General features: G+C 61.1%; 18 protein-coding genes. 5 read left to right on the plus strand and 13 right to left on the minus strand.

Features of this window, described 5'->3' with window-relative positions:
- Positions 1 to 107 precede the first annotated feature (107 nt).
- Complete coding sequence (gene pepN / locus J3A65_RS06255; RefSeq protein WP_209900376.1) at positions 108 to 2,756, minus strand: aminopeptidase N; 2,649 nt, start codon at positions 2,754 to 2,756, stop codon at positions 108 to 110.
- Between the two features lie 326 nt (positions 2,757 to 3,082).
- On the opposite strand from pepN, the gene J3A65_RS06260 reads away from it, so the two are divergent.
- Positions 3,083 to 4,021: a DMT family transporter gene (locus tag J3A65_RS06260; RefSeq protein WP_209903360.1), complete on the plus strand. Its 939-nt coding sequence runs from the start codon at positions 3,083 to 3,085 to the stop codon at positions 4,019 to 4,021.
- 83 nt (positions 4,022 to 4,104) lie between these two features.
- Here the strand turns inward: J3A65_RS06260 and J3A65_RS23460 are convergent, their stop codons facing one another.
- From J3A65_RS23460 to J3A65_RS06280, 5 genes are all read right to left on the minus strand, one after another.
- Positions 4,105 to 4,239: a hypothetical protein gene (locus J3A65_RS23460; RefSeq protein ID WP_256413693.1), complete on the minus strand. Its 135-nt coding sequence runs from the start codon at positions 4,237 to 4,239 to the stop codon at positions 4,105 to 4,107.
- Between the two features lie 13 nt (positions 4,240 to 4,252).
- Positions 4,253 to 4,444, minus strand: coding sequence for a hypothetical protein (locus J3A65_RS06265; protein WP_062453430.1), 192 nt, complete (start codon positions 4,442 to 4,444; stop codon positions 4,253 to 4,255).
- A 171-nt stretch (positions 4,445 to 4,615) separates the two neighbouring features.
- Complete coding sequence (locus tag J3A65_RS06270; protein ID WP_209900378.1) at positions 4,616 to 5,515, minus strand: uracil-DNA glycosylase; 900 nt, start codon at positions 5,513 to 5,515, stop codon at positions 4,616 to 4,618.
- 76 nt (positions 5,516 to 5,591) lie between these two features.
- The gene (locus tag J3A65_RS06275) at positions 5,592 to 6,884 is read right to left on the minus strand and encodes an Hsp70 family protein (RefSeq protein ID WP_174195882.1); all 1,293 of its coding nucleotides are present in this window, start codon (positions 6,882 to 6,884) and stop codon (positions 5,592 to 5,594) included.
- Between the two features lie 165 nt (positions 6,885 to 7,049).
- Entirely contained in the window at positions 7,050 to 8,051 is a 1,002-nt protein-coding gene (locus J3A65_RS06280) for a hypothetical protein (RefSeq protein ID WP_209900380.1), read from the minus strand.
- Positions 8,052 to 8,204: 153 nt separating this feature from the next.
- Between J3A65_RS06280 and blaOXA the strand changes: the two genes are divergently transcribed.
- The gene (gene blaOXA / locus J3A65_RS06285; RefSeq protein ID WP_209903362.1) at positions 8,205 to 9,008 is read left to right on the plus strand and encodes a class D beta-lactamase; all 804 of its coding nucleotides are present in this window, start codon (positions 8,205 to 8,207) and stop codon (positions 9,006 to 9,008) included.
- A gap of 7 nt (positions 9,009 to 9,015) precedes the next feature.
- Here the strand turns inward: blaOXA and J3A65_RS06290 are convergent, their stop codons facing one another.
- Positions 9,016 to 9,729, minus strand: coding sequence for a DNA helicase (locus J3A65_RS06290; protein ID WP_209900383.1), 714 nt, complete (start codon positions 9,727 to 9,729; stop codon positions 9,016 to 9,018).
- Positions 9,730 to 9,911: 182 nt separating this feature from the next.
- On the minus strand, positions 9,912 to 10,700 hold the full coding sequence (locus tag J3A65_RS06295; protein ID WP_062453424.1) for an SDR family oxidoreductase: 789 nt from the start codon (positions 10,698 to 10,700) through the stop codon (positions 9,912 to 9,914).
- A gap of 306 nt (positions 10,701 to 11,006) precedes the next feature.
- Between J3A65_RS06295 and J3A65_RS06300 the strand changes: the two genes are divergently transcribed.
- The gene (locus tag J3A65_RS06300) at positions 11,007 to 12,683 is read left to right on the plus strand and encodes an electron transfer flavoprotein-ubiquinone oxidoreductase (RefSeq protein ID WP_209900385.1); all 1,677 of its coding nucleotides are present in this window, start codon (positions 11,007 to 11,009) and stop codon (positions 12,681 to 12,683) included.
- Positions 12,684 to 12,806: 123 nt separating this feature from the next.
- Here J3A65_RS06300 and J3A65_RS06305 read toward each other — a convergent pair whose 3' ends face one another.
- Together J3A65_RS06305 and J3A65_RS06310 are read right to left on the minus strand one after the other, a co-directional pair.
- Complete coding sequence (locus J3A65_RS06305) at positions 12,807 to 13,175, minus strand: PIN domain-containing protein (protein ID WP_209900387.1); 369 nt, start codon at positions 13,173 to 13,175, stop codon at positions 12,807 to 12,809.
- The gene (locus J3A65_RS06310; protein WP_062453421.1) at positions 13,172 to 13,369 is read right to left on the minus strand and encodes a type II toxin-antitoxin system VapB family antitoxin; all 198 of its coding nucleotides are present in this window, start codon (positions 13,367 to 13,369) and stop codon (positions 13,172 to 13,174) included. The genes J3A65_RS06305 and J3A65_RS06310 overlap by 4 nt, the downstream gene beginning before the upstream one ends.
- Positions 13,370 to 13,562: 193 nt before the next feature.
- Here J3A65_RS06310 and J3A65_RS06315 point away from each other — a divergent pair, with 193 nt between their 5' ends.
- Complete coding sequence (locus tag J3A65_RS06315; RefSeq protein WP_062453420.1) at positions 13,563 to 14,180, plus strand: L,D-transpeptidase; 618 nt, start codon at positions 13,563 to 13,565, stop codon at positions 14,178 to 14,180.
- A gap of 93 nt (positions 14,181 to 14,273) precedes the next feature.
- Here J3A65_RS06315 and J3A65_RS06320 read toward each other — a convergent pair whose 3' ends face one another.
- The 3 genes from J3A65_RS06320 to J3A65_RS06330 form a co-directional block, all read right to left on the minus strand.
- Positions 14,274 to 14,690 (minus strand): DoxX family protein, encoded by a 417-nt coding sequence (locus tag J3A65_RS06320; RefSeq protein WP_062453419.1) that lies wholly within the window; start codon positions 14,688 to 14,690, stop codon positions 14,274 to 14,276.
- 107 nt (positions 14,691 to 14,797) lie between these two features.
- A complete protein-coding gene (locus J3A65_RS06325; RefSeq protein WP_209900389.1) occupies positions 14,798 to 15,814 on the minus strand; it encodes a zinc-binding alcohol dehydrogenase family protein in 1,017 nt (338 codons plus the stop codon).
- A gap of 116 nt (positions 15,815 to 15,930) precedes the next feature.
- A complete protein-coding gene (locus J3A65_RS06330; protein ID WP_092661776.1) occupies positions 15,931 to 17,178 on the minus strand; it encodes an MFS transporter in 1,248 nt (415 codons plus the stop codon).
- A gap of 251 nt (positions 17,179 to 17,429) precedes the next feature.
- On the opposite strand from J3A65_RS06330, the gene J3A65_RS06335 reads away from it, so the two are divergent.
- The gene (locus J3A65_RS06335) at positions 17,430 to 18,389 is read left to right on the plus strand and encodes a diacylglycerol kinase family protein (RefSeq protein WP_062453416.1); all 960 of its coding nucleotides are present in this window, start codon (positions 17,430 to 17,432) and stop codon (positions 18,387 to 18,389) included.
- Positions 18,390 to 18,405: the final 16 nt, after the last annotated feature.

Raw genomic sequence — 18,405 nt, forward strand, 5'->3', positions numbered from 1 at the left:
TTATCAAGCCCCGTCAAGCAAGATGTACCAAAATGTGCCAAATCGGCGCAAAAAATATCCGCGCCGGCAGGCAGCCGACGCGGATGTCATTTTGCACGAAGATTGTCTCAGCCCTTCAGCATACGCTCAACGATGTCGCGCACGTCAGTCGAAAGGGACGGGCTGCGTTCAATCGTCATCAAAGCGTCGCGGGCCTGGTCGGCGCGGGTCGGCTCCAGCGAGCGCCATGAGCGCATCGAGGTGAGGATGCGGGCGGCAAGTTGCGGGTTCTTCGGATCGATCTCGAGGATCTGTCCGGCGAGGAACCGGTAGCCTTCGCCGTCGCGGCGGTTGAAGCCGGTCGGGTTCGAGAAGGCATACATGCCGACCAGTGCGCGAACACGGTTCGGATTGCCGGCATTGTAGCGCGGATGGTCGATCAGCGCTTTCACCCGTGCCAGCGCATCTTCGCCGGGCATGGTCGCCTGCAGCGAGAACCACTTGTCGATGACCAGCGGGTTTGCGTCGAACCGCGTCAGGAAGCTTGCGAGCGCACCCGTCGTTTCCGAGGCTTCCGGGAAGCGATGGGCAAGCAGTGTGAGCGCCTGCGAGAGTTCCGTCATGTTGTCGGCGGCACTGAAGGCTTCGGCCGCGCGCTGCGGGCTGTTTTCGGCATAGGCGAGGTAGGTCAGCGCCGCCGATTTCAGCGCACGCCTGCCGGCGGCTTCGGCATCCGGCGAATAGGCACCCTCTGCCTTCATCTCGGTAAACAGGCGCTTGAACAGCTCTACACCGGCATCACCGATGAGCTTCAGCACGGCGGTGCGGCCCGTGTGTATCGCCTCCGGATCGTTGTTGCCGCCAAGTTCGCGACCGATATCGGCTTCGCTCGGCAGCGCCAGAACCTGGGCGCGGAAGGCGGGCTCCAGCGTGTCGTCGCCGGCGGCTTCGAGAAGTGCCTCGATCAGGGCCGGGTTGCAGGTGACGTCGTGGCCTTCCCGCGCATCGCGGGCAGCCTTGGTAAGGTTCGGGATGGCGAGATCCGTCAGGGCCTGCCAGCGCGAAAACAGATCCGTGTCGTGACGAGCGATATGCGCAAGATCGGCCGGCGTCTGGGTAAAGGCGATGTTGACCGGCGCCGAGAACGAACGGTTGAGCGACAGGACCGGCCGCGACGCGATGCCGGTGAAGGTGAAGGTATGGCGGCGATCGGTCAGATGCAGCACGTCACCGGTGACTTCGCCGCCCTTGACGGATGTTGCATCGGCAATGGTGCCATTGTCGAGGATCAGCGCGAAGGACAGCGGAATGTGCATCGGCTGCTTGTCGGGCTGGCCGGGCGTTGCCGGCACCATCTGTTCGAGCGATAGCTTGAACGTGGCGGATGCCTGGTCGTATTCGGTCGAGACGTTGACGAGCGGCGTGCCAGCCTGCGAGTACCAGAGCGAGAACTGGGTGAGATCCCGGCCGCTCACGTCCTCGAAGCATTTCACATAGTCCTCGACGGTGACGGCCTGGCCGTCATGCCGTTCGAAATAGAGATCCATGCCGGCCTTGAAATCGTCCTTGCCGAGCAGCGTGGCGATCATGCCGGTGACTTCGGACCCCTTCTGGTAGACCGTCGTCGTGTAGAAATTGTTGATCTCGCGATAGGTCGTCGGGCGGACCGGGTGGGCGAGCGGGCCGCCATCCTCCGGGAACTGGTCCGAGCGAAGATGGCGCACTTCGGCGATGCGCTTGACCGGGCGCGAGCGCTGGTCGGCCGAGAATTCGTGGTCGCGATAGACCGTGAGGCCTTCCTTCAGGCACAGCTGGAACCAGTCGCGGCAGGTGATGCGGTTGCCGGTCCAGTTGTGGAAGTATTCGTGGGCGATGATCGCCTCGATATTGGCGTAGTCCTGATCCGTTGCAGTCTCTGGATCGGCCAGCACGTACTTGTCGTTGAAGACGTTGAGCCCCTTGTTCTCCATGGCGCCCATGTTGAAGTCGGAGACGGCGACGATCATGAAGATATCGAGATCGTATTCGCGGCCGAACCGCTCCTCGTCCCACTTCATCGAACGCTTCAGAGCGTCCATGGCATAGGCGGTGCGCGACTCGTTGCCGTGCTCGACAAAGATCTTCAGCGTCACTTCACGCTCGGACATCGTCACGAACGTGTCTTCGACGACCGCAAGATCGCCGGCGACGAGAGCAAACAGGTAGGATGGCTTCGGATGCGGATCGAACCAGGCGGCAAAGGCGCGGCCTTCATCATATCCGGCACCGCCCAGGAAATTGCCGTTCGACAGCATGACCGGGTTGGCGGCCTTGTCACCGATGATGGTGATCGTGTAGGGCGCCAGAACGTCGGGACGGTCAGGGAAGTATGTGATCCGGCGGAAGCCTTCGGCCTCGCACTGCGTGCAATAGATGCCGTTGGTGCGGTAAAGCCCCATCAGCTGCGTATTGGCTTCCGGATTGATATGGGTCGTGATGGTGATCTCGAACGGCGCCTCGGCCGGCAGATCACGGATGATGAGGCTTTCCGGCGTGGCATCGTACTGACTGGCAGGCACGTCCTTTTGGTCAAACAGCAGGCCGGAGAGAGCAAGCTCGTCGCCATCGAGAACCAGCGGCGCGGACAAATCCACGCCTTCGCGGCGATGGAAGATCAGCCGGGCATCCACTTTCGTGTTCGTCGGGTCGAGCTCGAAGGTGAGGTCGACACGTTCCAGAACGAAATCAGTGGGGCGGTAATCTGCCAGATGTACGATCTGGCCCGTATCTGTTCGCATGACTTTTCCTGAACCGGCTCTTCAAATTGAACGCGTCGAGGATCTGCGCGGTTGCGCGCATTGAGCTTTCGACAATCCCCATCGCCGCCGCGGATCATTGCACGCAATACTAAACGATTGTTGAAGCCACCTTTAAGATAACGCGATTTTGTACCAGTCTTGAGCAGCCTCGCGGAAGCTGACTTGCCATCATGCTTCGTGATTGTGCTTTGTCAATTTCCTGTCGCGGCCCCGGGAAATGTGGTTATTGTGATTTGTATTCGAATCCTTTTCTCTGACGGTGCTGCGATTACGGTCCCGTCACCGTGATTTTTGCAGAGTGCATGATGGTGGCCGACGCGCAGAACCCCTTGCGGGGCATTCTTTTCAAGGTCATCTCCGTCGTCATCTTCGTGGCCATGCAGGTCTGCATCAAGTCCGCAGGCGCCGGCATCCCGGCAGGACAGATAACCTTTTACCGCTCCGCCTTCGGGATCGTGCCGATCGTGCTCTACCTGTCGGTTCTCGGACAGTTATGGCCGGCATTCCACACGTCGAGCATTTTTGGACATTTCAAGCGCGGTGTGCTGGGCATCATGTCGATGGCCTTCGGCTTTTACGGCCTGATCCACCTGCCGCTGCCGGAAGCGATCGCCATCGGCTACGCGGGACCGCTGATGGCCGTCGTGTTTGCAGCGCTCATCCTCAAAGAAACAGTGCGCGTCTATCGCTGGACGGCGGTGTTGATCGGAATCGTTGGCGTTCTCGTCGTCTCATGGCCAAAGCTGACACTGCTCCGCGACGGCGGGTTTGCCTCCGAACAGGCGCTCGGGGCGATCGCGGTTCTCTGTGCCGCCGTGCTGGCCGGTCTTGCCATGGTGCAGGTGCGCCAGCTGGTGCAGACCGAAAAGACGGCGACGATCGTGCTGTATTTTTCGCTGACCGGCGCGCTTCTGTCGCTGGCCAGCCTGCCGTTCGGCTGGGTGTCGCTGCCCTGGAGCAGTTTTCTGCTTCTGATCGCGGCCGGGCTATGCGGTGGCGTAGCGCAGATCTTCCTGACCGAAAGCTATCGATTTGCCGATGTCTCGACAGTCGCACCCTTCGACTATACGTCGATCATTCTGGGCATTGCCGTGTCATATCTGCTGTTTGAGGACGTGCCGACGGCAACGACGCTGATCGGTACCGCGATTACGGTTTCCGCCGGTATCTTCATCATCTACCGCGAGCATCGGTTGGGTCTCGAGCGCAAGGCGGCACGCCGGGCGTCAAGCACCGCCAACTGAACCCGTGCTGCAGGAACATGCCCCAAACGCAAAAGGGCCGCATGACGCAGCCCTCGACAGTTCAATCCAACATGGATGACGCTTTACAGCGGAATTGCAGTTTCCGCGTCGGAGCGCTTCACCGCTGAGCGAGAAAACTCGACGGATGCAGATACCGCGCAGCTGATCTGGAGAATGCTGTCGCGGATCGTACGGATCGGGTGCAGAACGGTTTTCATTGTCGTCATACCCTCAGCGTTCACGAAAGTCTGCGAAGACGGCGGACGGACGGGTGATCCCGACCGGACGGCTCATCGAGCGCGACGTGATCTGCTCGTGCGTGGCAGATCCGAAGTGGTGGTACCCGTTCGAGGAGCGCGGCGCGAGGCCGGCAACGCGGAGGGTTTCAAAACCCGAATGGATCGGACGAAAGCGTGTGGTCATTGCCTTGGTTCCTTAAACCGTGTCCTCCCAAGACAGGATGATATATTGCAGCGCAGCATTGATTCATCAATGGCGGCAAACGCGGCGCTGACATGCAGCGCACGCATAACGATATTCACAAATTGGTAATATTAACGCGAATCGTCGGTCCGCTGCCTAGATTCTGGGCATTCAAGTGCCGGAAATGCGGCTTTTGAACAGCAGCATATCCTGCCAGGCGAGAGCCTTGTTGGCCGGTGCCGCAAGCAGATCCTGCGGGTGAAGCGTCGCGAGCGCGGAAACCGCAAGTCCCGCTGCCGTGACCTCGCGCCATTCGCCGCGCATGGAATGGATCGTGCCGGTGTCGCCGAGGAACAGACGCGCGGGAAAGTTGCCGAGCAGCAGCAGATGGCGTGGCTCGGCAAGCGCGATCTGACGGTCGAGGAACGGCCTGCAGATTTCAAGTTCGGCGTCGGACGGCATCCGGCTTCCCGGCGGACGCCAGGGGATGATGTTGGTGAGCAGCACCGTCTCGCGCGACAGGCCGATCGCCGACAGCATCCGATCGAGCAATTGGCCCTGCCGCCCGGAAAACGGTGTGCCGTCGCGATCATCTTCGGCATTCGGCATCGGGCCGATCACCATGATGCGCGATTGCGGATCGCCGGTCATGAACACCGTTGAGCGGGCGCCGTGTTTCAGGTTGCAGCCGCCGAAGGTTTCCAGCGCCGTCTTCAGTTCGGAAAGCGTGCCGGCACCGTCTGCCGCAAGACGCGCGGCATTGACCGCGCCGCCATCGGGAATGGCGACCTGCTGCATGGAGGAGGGGGTAAGACGCGGAGCTGGTGGCGCGGGACGCTGCGGCTGTGGTGTATCGCCACCGCCAGCATAGGCCTCACGCTCACCTTGCGGCGAGGGTGACGAAGTGTTCGGTGCCGCTCGCCCTTGCGCCTTTGCCGCCTTCTGCTCGGCAAACTGCGCGAAGCGATCGACCGGTTCGTCCTCGACCAGCCAGTCGACACCCGAATCCGCATAGAAATGCAGCAGCGCTGCAAGTTCGGCAGGATCGAGTTCGGAGGCGGTGGGGCTCATATGCGCACCCTATAGCATGTCGGGCTCGGGTTGGAATGGGATTCCGTCCGCGGCTGTGGAGAACCTCGTGGAGTGCTTACGCCGCCCACTGCTCCACATCGCCGCTTTCGCCGATCAGGGCCAGACCGTGGGCGATCGACAACAGTTCGCCGCCGCTCTCGATCTTGCCGGCATCGAAGCGCCGGTTGAAGATCTGCCGCACCGCCGGCACGAAGGATGTCCCACCGGTCAAGAACACCTTGTCGACCTCATCAGGTGCCGTGTTTGTCTTGGTCAGCACGTCGTCCAGCGCACCTTCGATCCGGGCGAGGTCGTCGGCGATCCAGGTTTCGAAATCGGTCCGCTTCACCATCTTCTTGCCACCCCGGCCGAGCGGCGAGAAATTGAACTCCGCCTCGTCGGACGCAGACAGCGCCATCTTGGTGGCCGAGATCGACTGATAGAGCGGATAGCCTTCGTCGTGATCGACGAGATCGATGAAGAGTTCCAGCTTGTCCGGATCGGTTGCCGAGCGCACCAGCGATTTCAGATCGGTGAACTCGCGGGTCGTCTTGAAGATAGACAACTGGTTCCAGCGCGAGAAATTGGCGTAATAGCTCGACGGCACTTCGAGGAGCTTGTCGAAGCTCTTGAAATGCGTGCCCTTGCCGATCTCTGGCGCCACCAGATGCTCCACCATCTTTGCATCGAAGTGATCGCCGGCGATGCCGACGCCGGAATGGCCGATCGGCGTGGCGACGAGCTTGCCGGCGACACGCTCGAAGCGGATGAGCGAGTAGTCCGTCGTGCCGCCGCCAAAGTCGGCCACCAGAACGGTGGCATCGCTCTTCAGGCTCTGCGCGAAGTAATAGGCGGCTGCGACAGGCTCGTAGACATAGTGGATTTCCGGAAAGCCCAGCCGCGTCAGCGCTTCGTTGTAGCGATCGGTGGCAAGTTTCTCATCCGGGCTGGCGCCGGCAAAATGCACCGGACGACCCGCAACAAGACGCGAGACTTCGCTTGGCCAGTTGTCTTGCGCATAGGCCTGCAGCCGCTTCAGGAAGATCTCCATCAGATCTTCGAACATGTGCCGGCGGGCAAACACCAGCGTACCCTGAAACAGCGGGCTTGCGGCAAAGGTCTTGATCGACTGTAGGAAGCGGACATCGCCGGGATTGTCGATGAACTGGCGGATCGCCGCCTGACCGGCCTCGATCTTCAGCGCCTGCGCGCCAAGTTTCGCATCCTTCATGAAGGACAGCGCCGTGCGCATTGAATCCGTGGTGCCGGCGCTGCTGGAAAACTCCAGCGAATGCGTGGTGGCGCCGCTGTCCGCCAATGCCAGAACCGTATTGGTCGTGCCGAAATCAAGCCCGAGCGCCCGTGCCATGGCCGTGCTCCTTAAAAATCTACGTCGAAAATGATGAACCGGAAGCGCCGCCTCCGAGGGCAACAGAACGCGAAAACGCGCCCCGTTTTTCAAGAGGGCGCGTGATGGCACAAGGTGCGGACGAAGGCAAGAGCGGAAAGGGACTGAACCCCATGCCGATAGCGTTTATGCCGCGCTGTAGATCTTCTCCGTTTCCAGCGTGTCGGCCTCGTCTCGGGAGCCGAACAGGGTGCCAATCGTCTGGCTCTGCTTGGAGACGATATTGTCCAGCAACTGGCTGACCATCAGGCTCTGGACGACTTCCGAAGCCCGTTCGCGAGCCTGTTGTTCCTCGCTGGTACCTGCCGTTCCGAAACGCGTCTGGATCCTAGCGACCTGGTCGAGGAAGTCAGCGACGCGATCGGCAGAAGCCGTCTTGGAGACGGAGGTCGACGCGGTGGTCGGAGCGTTGGACGACGAAGCGGTCGTTCCCGTGCTCGAGCCCGTCGCCGGTGCCGTGGATGCCGTGCCAGCCTGTACCGGACCCGACGAGGATGGGCCAGACGCGCTGCCGGAACTCACGCTGTTCGATGGCGCACTGTTTGATGGAGCGCTGTTTGCTGGAGGAACGGCACCCGCCTCAGGTTCAGCGGATGGCTCAGCTTCCATCGTGCTTTCTGCCGGCACGCTTCCGGTCGATGTGCTGCCCGATGGCGCACTGGACGTTGGCGCTGCGGTGTCGTCGTCTTCAACCATCGAAGCGTCGCGGTCTGTTTCGGCGCCGCTGGTCTCGGTGCTTTCAGGCTTTGCATCGCCGGTCGCAGCAGTTTCCGGCGCGGTGGAAACCGGCGTCTCGGACTCGTCTGCGTCGCCTACGCTTTCGCTGGCTTCATCATTATCGGCCGCTACCGGCTCGGCTTCTGCAGTCTCGTCACCCGACGCCGGAGGCGTGGCGGAGTAGATGCCGTCATCGCTATTGTCGACCTGCGTTTCGGGTTCTGCGCTCGCGACCGGTTTGACCTGCTCGGTGCTGGTCGGGGTGGTTGCGGCTGAAGTGCCGGATGTTGTGCTTGTCGGCTGTGTGCCTGAGGTGGACGTCTGGCTCGTAGAGGACGGCTGGCTAGAACTAGACGTCTGGCTCGGCGAGGATGAACTCGATCCGCCTTTGAAAAGGCTGTCAATTAACACGGTATGCCCCTTGGGTTCTAATCAAGCGCGGCCTGTAACAGCGTCGCCTTGACGAGGGGTCAAAACCGGAAGTTCAAATTAACTCAATGTTTACACATTCATGGTCGATCTTTCCGGCGTTACCCAAGGAGGACTGCTAGAGTGTTGAAGAAAATGAAGTTTCTGTCGTTGATCACGGTTGCGTGCATGTTTTCCGGTGTGGCCTCCCATGCTGCCGAACCGATCGCCTGCACGGTCGTGATCGAGGAAAAGACAGGCCAACAGGTTCACCGGGAAGGCGCCTGCGATCAGGCTTTCTACCCGCAATCCACCTTCAAGCTGCCGCTCGCGATGATGGGCTATGACGCCGGTATCCTCACCGACGAGACGACGCCGCTCTGGAAATACCAGGCTAAGTTCAACCGCTCGCAGCGCGAGCAAAAGGATGTCGACCCGACCATTTGGGAACGCGATTCGATCGTCTGGTATTCGCAGGAGATCACGCGCAAGCTCGGCAAGGAACGGTTCGCGGCCTATGTGAAAAACTTCGGTTACGGCAACCGCGATGTCTCCGGCGGACCCGCCGGCACCGACGGCTTGACGGAAGCATGGCTGATGTCGTCGCTGAAAATTTCGCCGGACCAGCAGGTGGCGTTCATCCGTCGCTTCCTCACTGGCAAGCTGCCGATCTCGGAAAAGGCTTCCGACATGACGCAGGCCATCCTGCCGCATTTTGCAGCCGGCGACGGCTGGGACGTTCAGGGGAAGACCGGTGCCGGCTGGCTGCGCGGCAAGGACGGCAAGCCAGACTACGCCCGTCCGATCGGCTGGTTCGTCGGCTGGGCCGAGCAGAACGACCGCCGCGTGATCTTTGCAAGGTTGCTGGTCGACGTGAAGCGCTATCCCGACACGCCGATCAGCTATGTTGTGCGTGACAGCCTGATCGCCGACCTGCCGAAGCTTGCCGCCGATCTTTAACCGTCGCTTACCCGTTCGGCCGGAACGCCACGCTGCCGCCCTGAAGGAAGCAGGTCCGGCTGAACTGTGAAAGGTCGATCGGGTTGGGAAGCCTGACATCCGCGATGTCGGGGAGGGGCTTCACAGCCGCGTCGTAAGCGCGGTCGATCTGCGACACGAAGACGATGATCAAGCCACGCCTTCGGGCAAAGGCACTGAGTACGGAAACCTGATCGGAAAGCGGCGGGTTTTCGCGTCTCTGGTCGAGCAGTTGCAGATAGTCCACCACGACCAGCGTACCGGCTGCAGCGGTTTCCAGCGCCTCGATCATGTAACCGGCATTGATCGCATCGGAGCAGTCGAAGGAAAACTGGTCTCCGAAGCGCTGAGGCTCGACCTCAAGCGCGCGAAAGCGCCCGAGAATGTCGGCAGGCGTATAATCGAGGCTGAAGAAAAAGGCGCTATTGCCGGCTTTCATGGCCTCGATGGCAAGGCTGAGCGCCATCAGCGTCTTGCCCTGTCGCGGCCTTGCACCGACCAGCAGCATGTCGCCCTGTTTCAGGCTTCGGTACAAGATTTCGGCGGGCGATGTTTCGGCATGTTTGGCCGATAGCAGGCTCCAGCTCCGGTACCCTTGCTCGATGGCGATCCGGTCGAGCGCGGCGTGGAGGGGAGTGGATGTCTGCCGGGCGAGAAGCTTCGCCTTGCGTTTCAGCTGGTAGATCGGAACTGTCGTCTTCATGGTCAAACCTCCTATTGCGAGCGTGTTTCGCAATCCCTCCTTGTGCGGATGCTCGAACAGTCGGTTCGATGATCGGAGGCCCGGTATGAGGTTTACTTTCCCGGTCGGAGGGGGGAGGCGTGGACCGCGCCAGAATCAGAGTCTAGCGCGATCCTTGTCGTCTTCAAAGTGGGCTCATCAGGTTAGAACGAGCGGGCGGCTCCGCCATCGACGCGCAGCATCGATCCGGTGATGTAGCTTGCGGCTTCCGAGCAGAGGAAGGCACCGGCAGCGCCGAATTCCTCGACCGTGCCGAGCCGGCCGGCGGGGATCGTCTTGACCGATGCGGCGCGGACTTCGTCCATCGTCTTGCCCTGCTTCTTTGCATTGGCCGTATCAAGCTCCTCGATCCGGTCGGTGAGGATGCGGCCAGGCAGCAGCATGTTGGCGGTAATGCCGGAACCGGCGACTTCTGTCGCAAGCGTCTTGTTCCAGCCGACCAGAGCGCCGCGCAGCGTATTCGACAGCGCGAGGTTCGCGATCGGCTCGACCACGCCGGAGGAGGCGACCGTCAGAACGCGACCCCAGCCTTGCGCCTTCATCTGCGGCAGCAACGTGTTGGTGAGCGTGATGACGCGCAACACCATCGACTGGAAGAACGTGTCGAGCTTGTCGGCGCTCATGTCCTCAGTCGTTCCGGGCGTTGGACCGCCGGTATTGTTGACGAGAATGTCGATGCCGCCGAGCTTTTCCTCAACGGCCGTCACCATCGAAGCGACGAAATTCTCTTCGCCGAGGTCGCCCCGGACCCAGTCTGCCTTGCCTTTGCCGAGCGCATTGATCGCCTTGCAGTTTTCGGCGAGCTGATCGCCCGAGCGACCGACCAGAAGGACGTTTGCGCCTTCCGCCGCCAGAGCCTTGGCGATCCCCAGCCCGAGGCCGCGGGAGGAGGCGAGTACCAGCGCGCGTTTGCCGGCAATACCGAGATCCATGAAGCTTTCCTTCTCTGCACGAGGTTCATGACGGGCCTTACGGCGCGACGACAGGTTGCGACGCTGGACCGGTCATTTGGATGCCGGGGCTTTATAGCTTTGGTATAACAGTGGCGAAAGCCAGAACTTGCCTTTGGCGCCAGAACCGGTATTTACGTGTACGTCAACGTAAGTTGAGAAAACGGAAGCGTGCTTTGCGCGAATGACAAGCCGGAAGACGTTTTCGCGCCTCGACAAGCGGGATCGCTTTTGACAAGACAGAAACAGACCTACTGCGCCGGCGAGGGGCCGGCATCGGAGTTTGCAATGGACGCCCAAGACCTTTCCGCCAACCCGCTTCCCGAACGTGAAAGCATGGAGTTCGACGTCGTGATCGTTGGCGCTGGCCCGGCCGGCCTGTCGGCTGCGATCCGGTTGAAGCAGGTCAATCCGGATCTGACGGTGGTCGTTCTGGAAAAAGGCGCCGAAGTCGGTGCGCATATTCTTTCAGGCGCCGTGGTCGATCCCTCGGGCATTGATGCGCTCCTGCCTGGCTGGCGTGAGGAAGAGGGCCATCCCTTCAAGACCGAAGTGACCGACGACCAGTTCCTGCTGCTCGGTCCCGCAGGCTCGATCCGCCTGCCGAACTTCGCCATGCCGCCGCTGATGAACAATCACGGCAATTACATCGTCTCGCTCGGAAACGTCTGTCGCTGGCTCGCCGAAAAGGCCGAAGCGCTGGGCGTCGAGATCTATCCTGGCTTTGCGGCCGCCGAAGTGCTCTACAATGACCAGGGTGCCGTGATCGGTGTCGCGACGGGCGACATGGGGATCGAGAAGAACGGCGAGCCTGGTCCGGCTTACACCCGCGGCATGGAATTGCTCGGCAAGTACACGCTGATCGGCGAAGGCGTGCGTGGCTCGCTAGCCAAGCAGCTGATCGCGAAATTCGATCTCGCCAAGGATCGCGAACCGCAGAAATACGGCATCGGCATCAAGGAACTGTGGCAGGTCAAGCCGGAGAACCACAGACAGGGCCTCGTGCAGCACTCGTTCGGCTGGCCGCTCGGCATGAAGACCGGCGGCGGTTCCTTCCTCTACCACCTGGAGGATAACACGGTCGCAGTCGGCTTCGTCGTCCACCTCAACTACAAGAACCCCTATCTCTATCCGTTCGAGGAATTCCAGCGCTTCAAGACCCATCCGGCCATCCGCGGCACGTTCGAGGGCGGCAAGCGCCTTTCGTACGGCGCGCGTGCGATTACCGAGGGTGGCTACCAGTCGGTGCCGAAACTGTCCTTCCCGGGCGGCGCGCTGATCGGCTGTTCCGCCGGCTTCGTCAACGTGCCCCGCATCAAGGGTTCGCACAACGCGGTCATCTCCGGCATGCTCGCCGCCGACAAGCTGGCCGCAGCGATTGCTGCCGGCCGCGCCAATGACGAGCCGGTCGAGATCGAGAACGAATGGCGCCAGACGGCGATCGGCACTGACCTCAGGCGCGTGCGCAACGTCAAGCCGCTCTGGTCGAAGCTCGGAACCGGTCTCGGCGTCGCGCTCGGCGGTCTCGACATGTGGACCAACCAGCTGTTCGGCTTCTCGTTCTTCGGCACGCTGAAGCACGGCAAGACCGATGCGCAAAGCCTGGAGCCGGCGGCACAGCACAAGAAGATCGACTATCCGAAGCCTGATGGCGTGCTGACCTTCGACCGTCTTTCGTCAGTGTTTCTGTCGAACACCAACCACGAGGAAGACCAGCCGGTCCATCTCAAGGTGAGGGATATGGACCTGCAGAAGCGCTCCGAGCTCGAAGTCTACGCCGGCCCTTCGACCCGCTACTGTCCCGCCGGGGTCTATGAATGGGTGGAAAAGGACGGCGAGGAAGTCTTCGTCATCAACGCGCAGAACTGCGTCCACTGCAAGACCTGCGACATCAAGGACCCCAACCAGAACATCGTGTGGGTGCCGCCGCAGGGTGGCGAGGGGCCGGTCTATCAGAATATGTGATCCTTGAGGTGCCGAGGGAGACCAGAGCAATCGCTGTGCGTTCAATTGGACGCACAGCGATCTAGAGAGGCGCCTCCGCACAGTCCTGGATGCAAATCGCTGCGCAGGTTTGCTGGGAGCGTTTCAGACTGAGGTCCAGTCACGGCCGAACCGGTGGGCGACAGCGTTCAGCCGCTTGTCCCGTGTCCAAAGCAACAGATCCGGCGTCAACAACAGAGACGCCACGAGATGCGCGTCACAATAGCCGATGCCTGAGCCGGACAGTTTCTGTGTCCGTATCATTGCCAGAACCTCCGCATCTGACGCTGTTACGGATTTCGGCAGCCGATGCAGATAGCCGATGATCACATCGTATTGGCGCATGTTCCCCAGCGCCAGTTCCCCGATCACATGCGGATGAGTGCAGACCTGTCCATTCTCCAGCAGAGCAATCAGCCTCGGGTCTGGTTTGCCGAGATGGTCGGCCCAGATGACTGTATCGACCAGAATCACTGCTCGTCCGGCCGCCAGCGGGGCGCTGATCTGAAGTCTGGTTCCGTTCCGCCCAGAAGAGCAAGGCGCCGTGCAGCTTCGTTTTGAACGAGAAGCGTAAGCGCCTTCTTGACGATCGCCGATGTCTCCTGAAGACCGGTCAGTTCCTTTGCATCGATAAGCAGTTCATCATCGATGGTGATCGTCGTTCGCATGGTCAGTCTCCCTTCGCATGAAAAATAACATCAGATGATGCGCTTAACAACGTCGCGTGCGCCAGTGGGCGTGCACGGTGTTGTCGGTGCAAATACGCCATGGAACTCGCTCGATCCGCACCCGCCTTATCACTTCATTAACCATAATATCCGTAATTCTTGGTCATCTTCTCGACTCGCCAAGGACACATTCATGTCGATTTCCCGTCGCGGCCTGCTGGTCGGTTTGCCGCTTCTGCTGGCCGGCTGCGCTTCCACTTATCCAGAACAGCGCAACTATGCGGCGCTTCCAGGCGAGGCTTTCCCCTTGTCACCGGTGCCAATCGATCGGATCAGGCCCGAACTGCGCCGGACCGAAGTCGACTATGTCAGCTCCTACGAAGCGGGTACCGTCGTCGTTGATACGCCTGCGCGCCGGGCCTACTACATCCTCGGCGGCGGCCGGGCGATCCGTTACGGCGTCGGTGTCGGCCGCGCCGGTCTTGCACTCTCCGGAAACGCCTATGTGGGCCGCAAGGCCGAATGGCCGACCTGGACGCCGACGGCCAACATGCAGCGCCGCGAACCGCGCTACCGGGCGCTCGCAGGCGGCATGCCGGGCGGCCCTAACAACCCGCTCGGCGCCCGTGCGATGTATCTTTACCGCGGCGGCAACGATACGCATTTCCGCATCCACGGCACCAACCAGCCGGATTCGATCGGTCACGCGATGTCGAGCGGTTGCATCCGCATGATGAACCACGACGTCATCGATCTTTTCCAGCGCGTCCAGGTCGGCGCAAAGGTCGTCGTCATCCAGGCGAGTGCCTGATCCAAGCCGCAGCCATCCGTAAGAAGCCTGCCGTCATTGTCGTGGCGGCGGGCCTTTTCGCATGTGGATGTTATGGGTGGACCTGAACACCCTTCAGCGTGATTTCCAGGCGACGACCATCAGGCCGCCGATCACGGTGATATGCTCCATCACCACGTAGAACTCGAGCGTCTTGAACGGCTCTTCCATCGTCCAGAAATGGTGGACGATCGGAATCGTCAGCGCCGTAAAGACGCCGAGCGCGCCGGCACCGAGCCAGGTCCAGCGATTGAGGATGATAAGCGCCGAACCCACCAGCTGGGTGATGATGACGGCCACGTTGAAGGCGAATGCCGGTTCCAGCCCGAACTGCGTCATCTCCGCGACGCCGGCCGGAAAATCGATGAGCTTCGAAAGCCCGCTTCCCCAGAACATGAACGTCAGGACGGCTCGGGCCAGATACCCGAACCATGTGGACCCGGTCACGATATCCAGCGGATTTCCGAATGTATTGGACTGCGATGTCGCCATAAGAACCCCCTTTGCGCGTACCCGCTTGGACCATAGCTCCAAACGGCAAACGTGATAAGGTGTAAGTTTTTATCGATACACCTTATGGGGTGTGTGTTGCTGCGTGGTCAGAAGCCGGACAGAACCAGCTTGCCTCGCGTCGTGCCGCTTTCGATCCTGGCGTGGGCCTTCTTGAGGTTTGCAGCATTGATCGGGCCGATCACGTCGGACAGCGTCGTGCGGATCTTGCCGGCATCAACCAGTTCGGACACATGATTGAGCAGCTTGTACTGTTCAATCATGTCGGCGGTCTGGAACACCGGCCGAACGAACATCGTCTCCCAATGGATCGACAAAGCCTTGCGCTTGAACTGGCGGATATCGATCGGCTCCTTCGGGTCGTCGATCAGCCCCAGTCGTCCCTGCGGCGCGATCATCTCGAGGATGTCGTTGATGTGATCGGAGGTTTCCGTCGTCGAGAAGACGAATGCGGGGTTGCCGATCGCCATCCCGGCGATCTGTTTTGCCAGCGGCTTGGAATGGTCGAGAACATGGTGAGCGCCGAGCGTGCGGATCCAGTCCTGTGTTTCCGGCCGCGAGCCGGTGCCGATCACGGTCGCGTCGGTCAGCTCCCGCAGCAACTGGATGGCAATCGAGCCGACACCACCGGCGCCGCCGATGACCAGAACCGCATTCCAGGCGCTCGCTACCTTGTCCTGCACCTTCATCCGGTGAAACAGCGTCTCGTAGGCAGTGATGGCGGTCAACGGAAGGGCGGCGGCCTCCTCAAAGGAGAGGCTGGAAGGCTTCTTGCCGACGATCCGCTCGTCGACCAGATGCAGTTCCGCATCGGTGCCGGGACGGTTGACCGCGCCCGCGTAAAACACCTCGTCACCCGGCTTGAAGAGTTTCACATCCGGCCCGACCGCCCGGACCACGCCGGCTGCATCGAAGCCGAGGATGCGGTACTGGCCGGCTTCGACAGGCTGCAACCGGCGCTGCTTGGTATCGACAGGATTGACCGACACGGCCTTGATCTCGACCAGCAGGTCGCGCCCCTTGGCCTCGGGCTCCGGCAACTCGATGTCGAGAAGGGCGTTTTCGGATGTGATCGGCAAGTTTTCGCTAAAACCGACAGCGCGCATGGAATCTCCTCGTCAAGCTCAGGGCATCGAGGACGATACATCGCGCGTAACGACGGCAACCGCAAGTCGGCGCAGACGAGCGCCGGTACGCTTTACCGAGCCAGCACTTTCCTGGCTCAGGCCGAGGGCTTTGCCTTACGTTCCAGAGCGACCGACACGCTGAAGACGCAGAGCCCGATCAGCGAAAGTACCGCACCGACATAACCGGTTGCCTGAAAACCCCAGCCCCAGGCGATGACGAGCCCGCCGAGCCAGGCACCGAGTGCGTTGGCGATGTTGAAGGCCGAATGGTTGGAAGCGGCCGCCAGCGTCTGGGCGTCGGCGGCCACATCCATCAGCCGCGTCTGCAGCGCCGGGCCGCAGGCAAATCCGCAGCCGACCAGGAAGACGGTGATATAGAGCATAACAGGGATATGCGCGAAGGTCGCAAAGGCCAGCATCACGGCCACGTAGAACACCATCGTTCCGCCGATCGTGCCCTTCAGCGAAATGTCGGCAAGCCTCGAGCCGACAATATTGCCGACATTCATGCCGATGCCGAACAGGGCGATGACGATCGACACCATGGTGACCGGAAGCCCGGCCGTTTGCGTCGTGGTGGAGGCGATGTAGCTGAACACCGAAAACATGCCGCCGAAACCGACCGAGGCAATGCCGAGCGTCAGCCAGACCTGGGTCTTGCCGAATGCGCTGAGTTCGCGGCGAATGCTGGCGCCTTCCTGCACCTTGTCCCTCGGCTGAAAAAACCAGACGAGTGCCACGGTCAGGAGACCAATGAAGCCGACAAGGTAGAAGGCCGAGCGCCAGGACAGCATCTGGCCCATGAAGGTGGCAAGCGGCGTGCCGAGCAGCGTCGCGATCGTCAGCCCGAGCATGACGCGGCCGACGGCGCGGGCGCGCTTGTTGGGCGGCACCATGGAGGCGGCCACCAGCGAGGCGACCCCGAAATAGGCCCCGTGCGGCAGGCCGGTGACGAAGCGCAGCGCGGTAAAGCTCCAGAAACTCGGCGCCATCGCCGACAGGATGTTGCCGACCGCAAAGACACCCATCAGCGCCAGAAGCAGCGTGCGGCGCGGCAGCCGGGCCGATAGAATTGCGATGATCGGCGCGCCGATCACCACACCCAGCGCATAGGCGCTGATCACATAGCCCGCCGTTGGGATGCTGACCTGATACGTCTCCGCCACATTCGGCAGCAGACCCATGATGACGAACTCGCCGGTACCGATCCCGAAGCCGCCGACGGCAAGCGCGAATTCGATCAGAAGGACGGCGAGGGGGGAAAGGCTGGTTTTCGGGATGCTGTCGTCAGGTCTGGTGTTGGCCTTGGCATCGGGCACGTGTCGGACTGCGGTGTCTGTCATGGTATCGCATCTGTTGAAAAAGCGGACGGGTACGGCTCGAAGCGAGCGCGTCCGGGAGCAAATGATGGGGCTTTGAGGCAGTTGAATTGACGGCAGATTAGCACGTGATTGTGCAGCGCGGTAGGCTTTTGACAAAAACCAACTGTACCACAATCGTGCAATCGCCATTCGGTGCCGTTGATATCTGCCGCGGCCTCACCATTTTCCACCCTGTCGTTATCCGCCGCCCTCGAGCACCTGGTCCCTTGTCGATGAAACTACATGCCGTTTTCAACCGCGATGGCGGGACTTTTCGAACCACGGATATGGACGCTTACTGCGACCACGCCCTGAAGACCTTCCGGGCTGCCGGCCACGAGATCGAGTGCGAAGTTGTTGCCGGCGACAAGGTCGTTGAGACGATGGAAAAAGCAGCCTCGATGCCCGGCGTCGAAGGACTAATCGCCGGCGGTGGCGACGGCACGATTTCCGCGGCGGCGGGCATTGCCTGGAAAAGCGGTATCGTTCTCGGCGTGGTGCCGGCCGGCACGATGAACCTGTTTGCCCGTTCGCTGAAACTGCCGCTCGACATCTGGGAAGTCCTCGACGCGTTGGCAGAGGGTACGCCCGAAGCGATCGATATCGCCAGCGCCAACGGAAAAAGCTTCGTGCACCAGTTTTCCGCAGGCCTGCATGCCCGGATGGTGCGCTACCGCAACTCGATGAATTTTGCTTCGAGGCTCGGCAAGATGCGGGCAAGCGCAAGGGCTGCGATCGGCGTCATGTTCAACCCGCCGGAATTCGAGATGGAATATGTCGTCGATGGCAAGCGCACTTCGCGCAAGGTGTCGGCCATCTCGGTCTCAAACAACGAGTTCGGCACCGATCCTCTGATGTTTGCCGATGACCTGACCAGCGGCCATCTTGGGTTCTACCTCGCCGAACCGATGAAGCCGTCCGGGGTCGCAAAACTCACCTTCGACATCCTGCGCGGCAAGCTCAAGGAAAACGCCGCGGTCACGGCGATGACGGCAACAGAACTCGAACTGCACTTTCCTCGCCACCGCCGCGACGTCAGCTGTGTCATCGATGGCGAACTCCTGCCGATGAAGCGGGACGTGACGCTGAAGATCCATGCCGGCGAACTGAAGGTTCTGGTTCCCGGACAGAATACGGCTGCAGGACGCGAAAATGCCGCTGCGAATATGTCGCCGGAACCGTCTACGGTCTGATCGGCGCTGAACGCGG

The organism is Rhizobium sp. PvP014 (genome assembly GCF_017876855.1).
Lineage (GTDB): Bacteria > Pseudomonadota > Alphaproteobacteria > Rhizobiales > Rhizobiaceae > Neorhizobium > Neorhizobium soli.

Bases quoted from the DNA above. Each gene is read 5' to 3' on its own strand.
- J3A65_RS06320 (WP_062453419.1), bottom strand. From the start codon at position 14,690: ATGGCGACATCGCAGTCCAATACATTCGGAAATCCGCTGGATATCGTG.
- J3A65_RS06330 (WP_092661776.1), bottom strand. From the start codon at position 17,178: ATGACAGACACCGCAGTCCGACACGTGCCCGATGCCAAGGCCAACACC.
- J3A65_RS06265 (WP_062453430.1), bottom strand. From the start codon at position 4,444: ATGACCACACGCTTTCGTCCGATCCATTCGGGTTTTGAAACCCTCCGC.
- J3A65_RS06335 (WP_062453416.1), top strand. From the start codon at position 17,430: ATGAAACTACATGCCGTTTTCAACCGCGATGGCGGGACTTTTCGAACC.
- J3A65_RS06325 (WP_209900389.1), bottom strand. From the start codon at position 15,814: ATGCGCGCTGTCGGTTTTAGCGAAAACTTGCCGATCACATCCGAAAAC.
- J3A65_RS06260 (WP_209903360.1), top strand. From the start codon at position 3,083: ATGGTGGCCGACGCGCAGAACCCCTTGCGGGGCATTCTTTTCAAGGTC.
- pepN (WP_209900376.1), bottom strand. From the start codon at position 2,756: ATGCGAACAGATACGGGCCAGATCGTACATCTGGCAGATTACCGCCCC.
- J3A65_RS23460 (WP_256413693.1), bottom strand. From the start codon at position 4,239: ATGAAAACCGTTCTGCACCCGATCCGTACGATCCGCGACAGCATTCTC.
- J3A65_RS06275 (WP_174195882.1), bottom strand. From the start codon at position 6,884: ATGGCACGGGCGCTCGGGCTTGATTTCGGCACGACCAATACGGTTCTG.
- J3A65_RS06290 (WP_209900383.1), bottom strand. From the start codon at position 9,729: ATGAAGACGACAGTTCCGATCTACCAGCTGAAACGCAAGGCGAAGCTT.
- J3A65_RS06315 (WP_062453420.1), top strand. From the start codon at position 13,563: ATGTCGATTTCCCGTCGCGGCCTGCTGGTCGGTTTGCCGCTTCTGCTG.
- J3A65_RS06295 (WP_062453424.1), bottom strand. From the start codon at position 10,700: ATGGATCTCGGTATTGCCGGCAAACGCGCGCTGGTACTCGCCTCCTCC.
- J3A65_RS06300 (WP_209900385.1), top strand. From the start codon at position 11,007: ATGGACGCCCAAGACCTTTCCGCCAACCCGCTTCCCGAACGTGAAAGC.
- J3A65_RS06310 (WP_062453421.1), bottom strand. From the start codon at position 13,369: ATGCGAACGACGATCACCATCGATGATGAACTGCTTATCGATGCAAAG.
- J3A65_RS06270 (WP_209900378.1), bottom strand. From the start codon at position 5,515: ATGAGCCCCACCGCCTCCGAACTCGATCCTGCCGAACTTGCAGCGCTG.
- blaOXA (WP_209903362.1), top strand. From the start codon at position 8,205: ATGAAGTTTCTGTCGTTGATCACGGTTGCGTGCATGTTTTCCGGTGTG.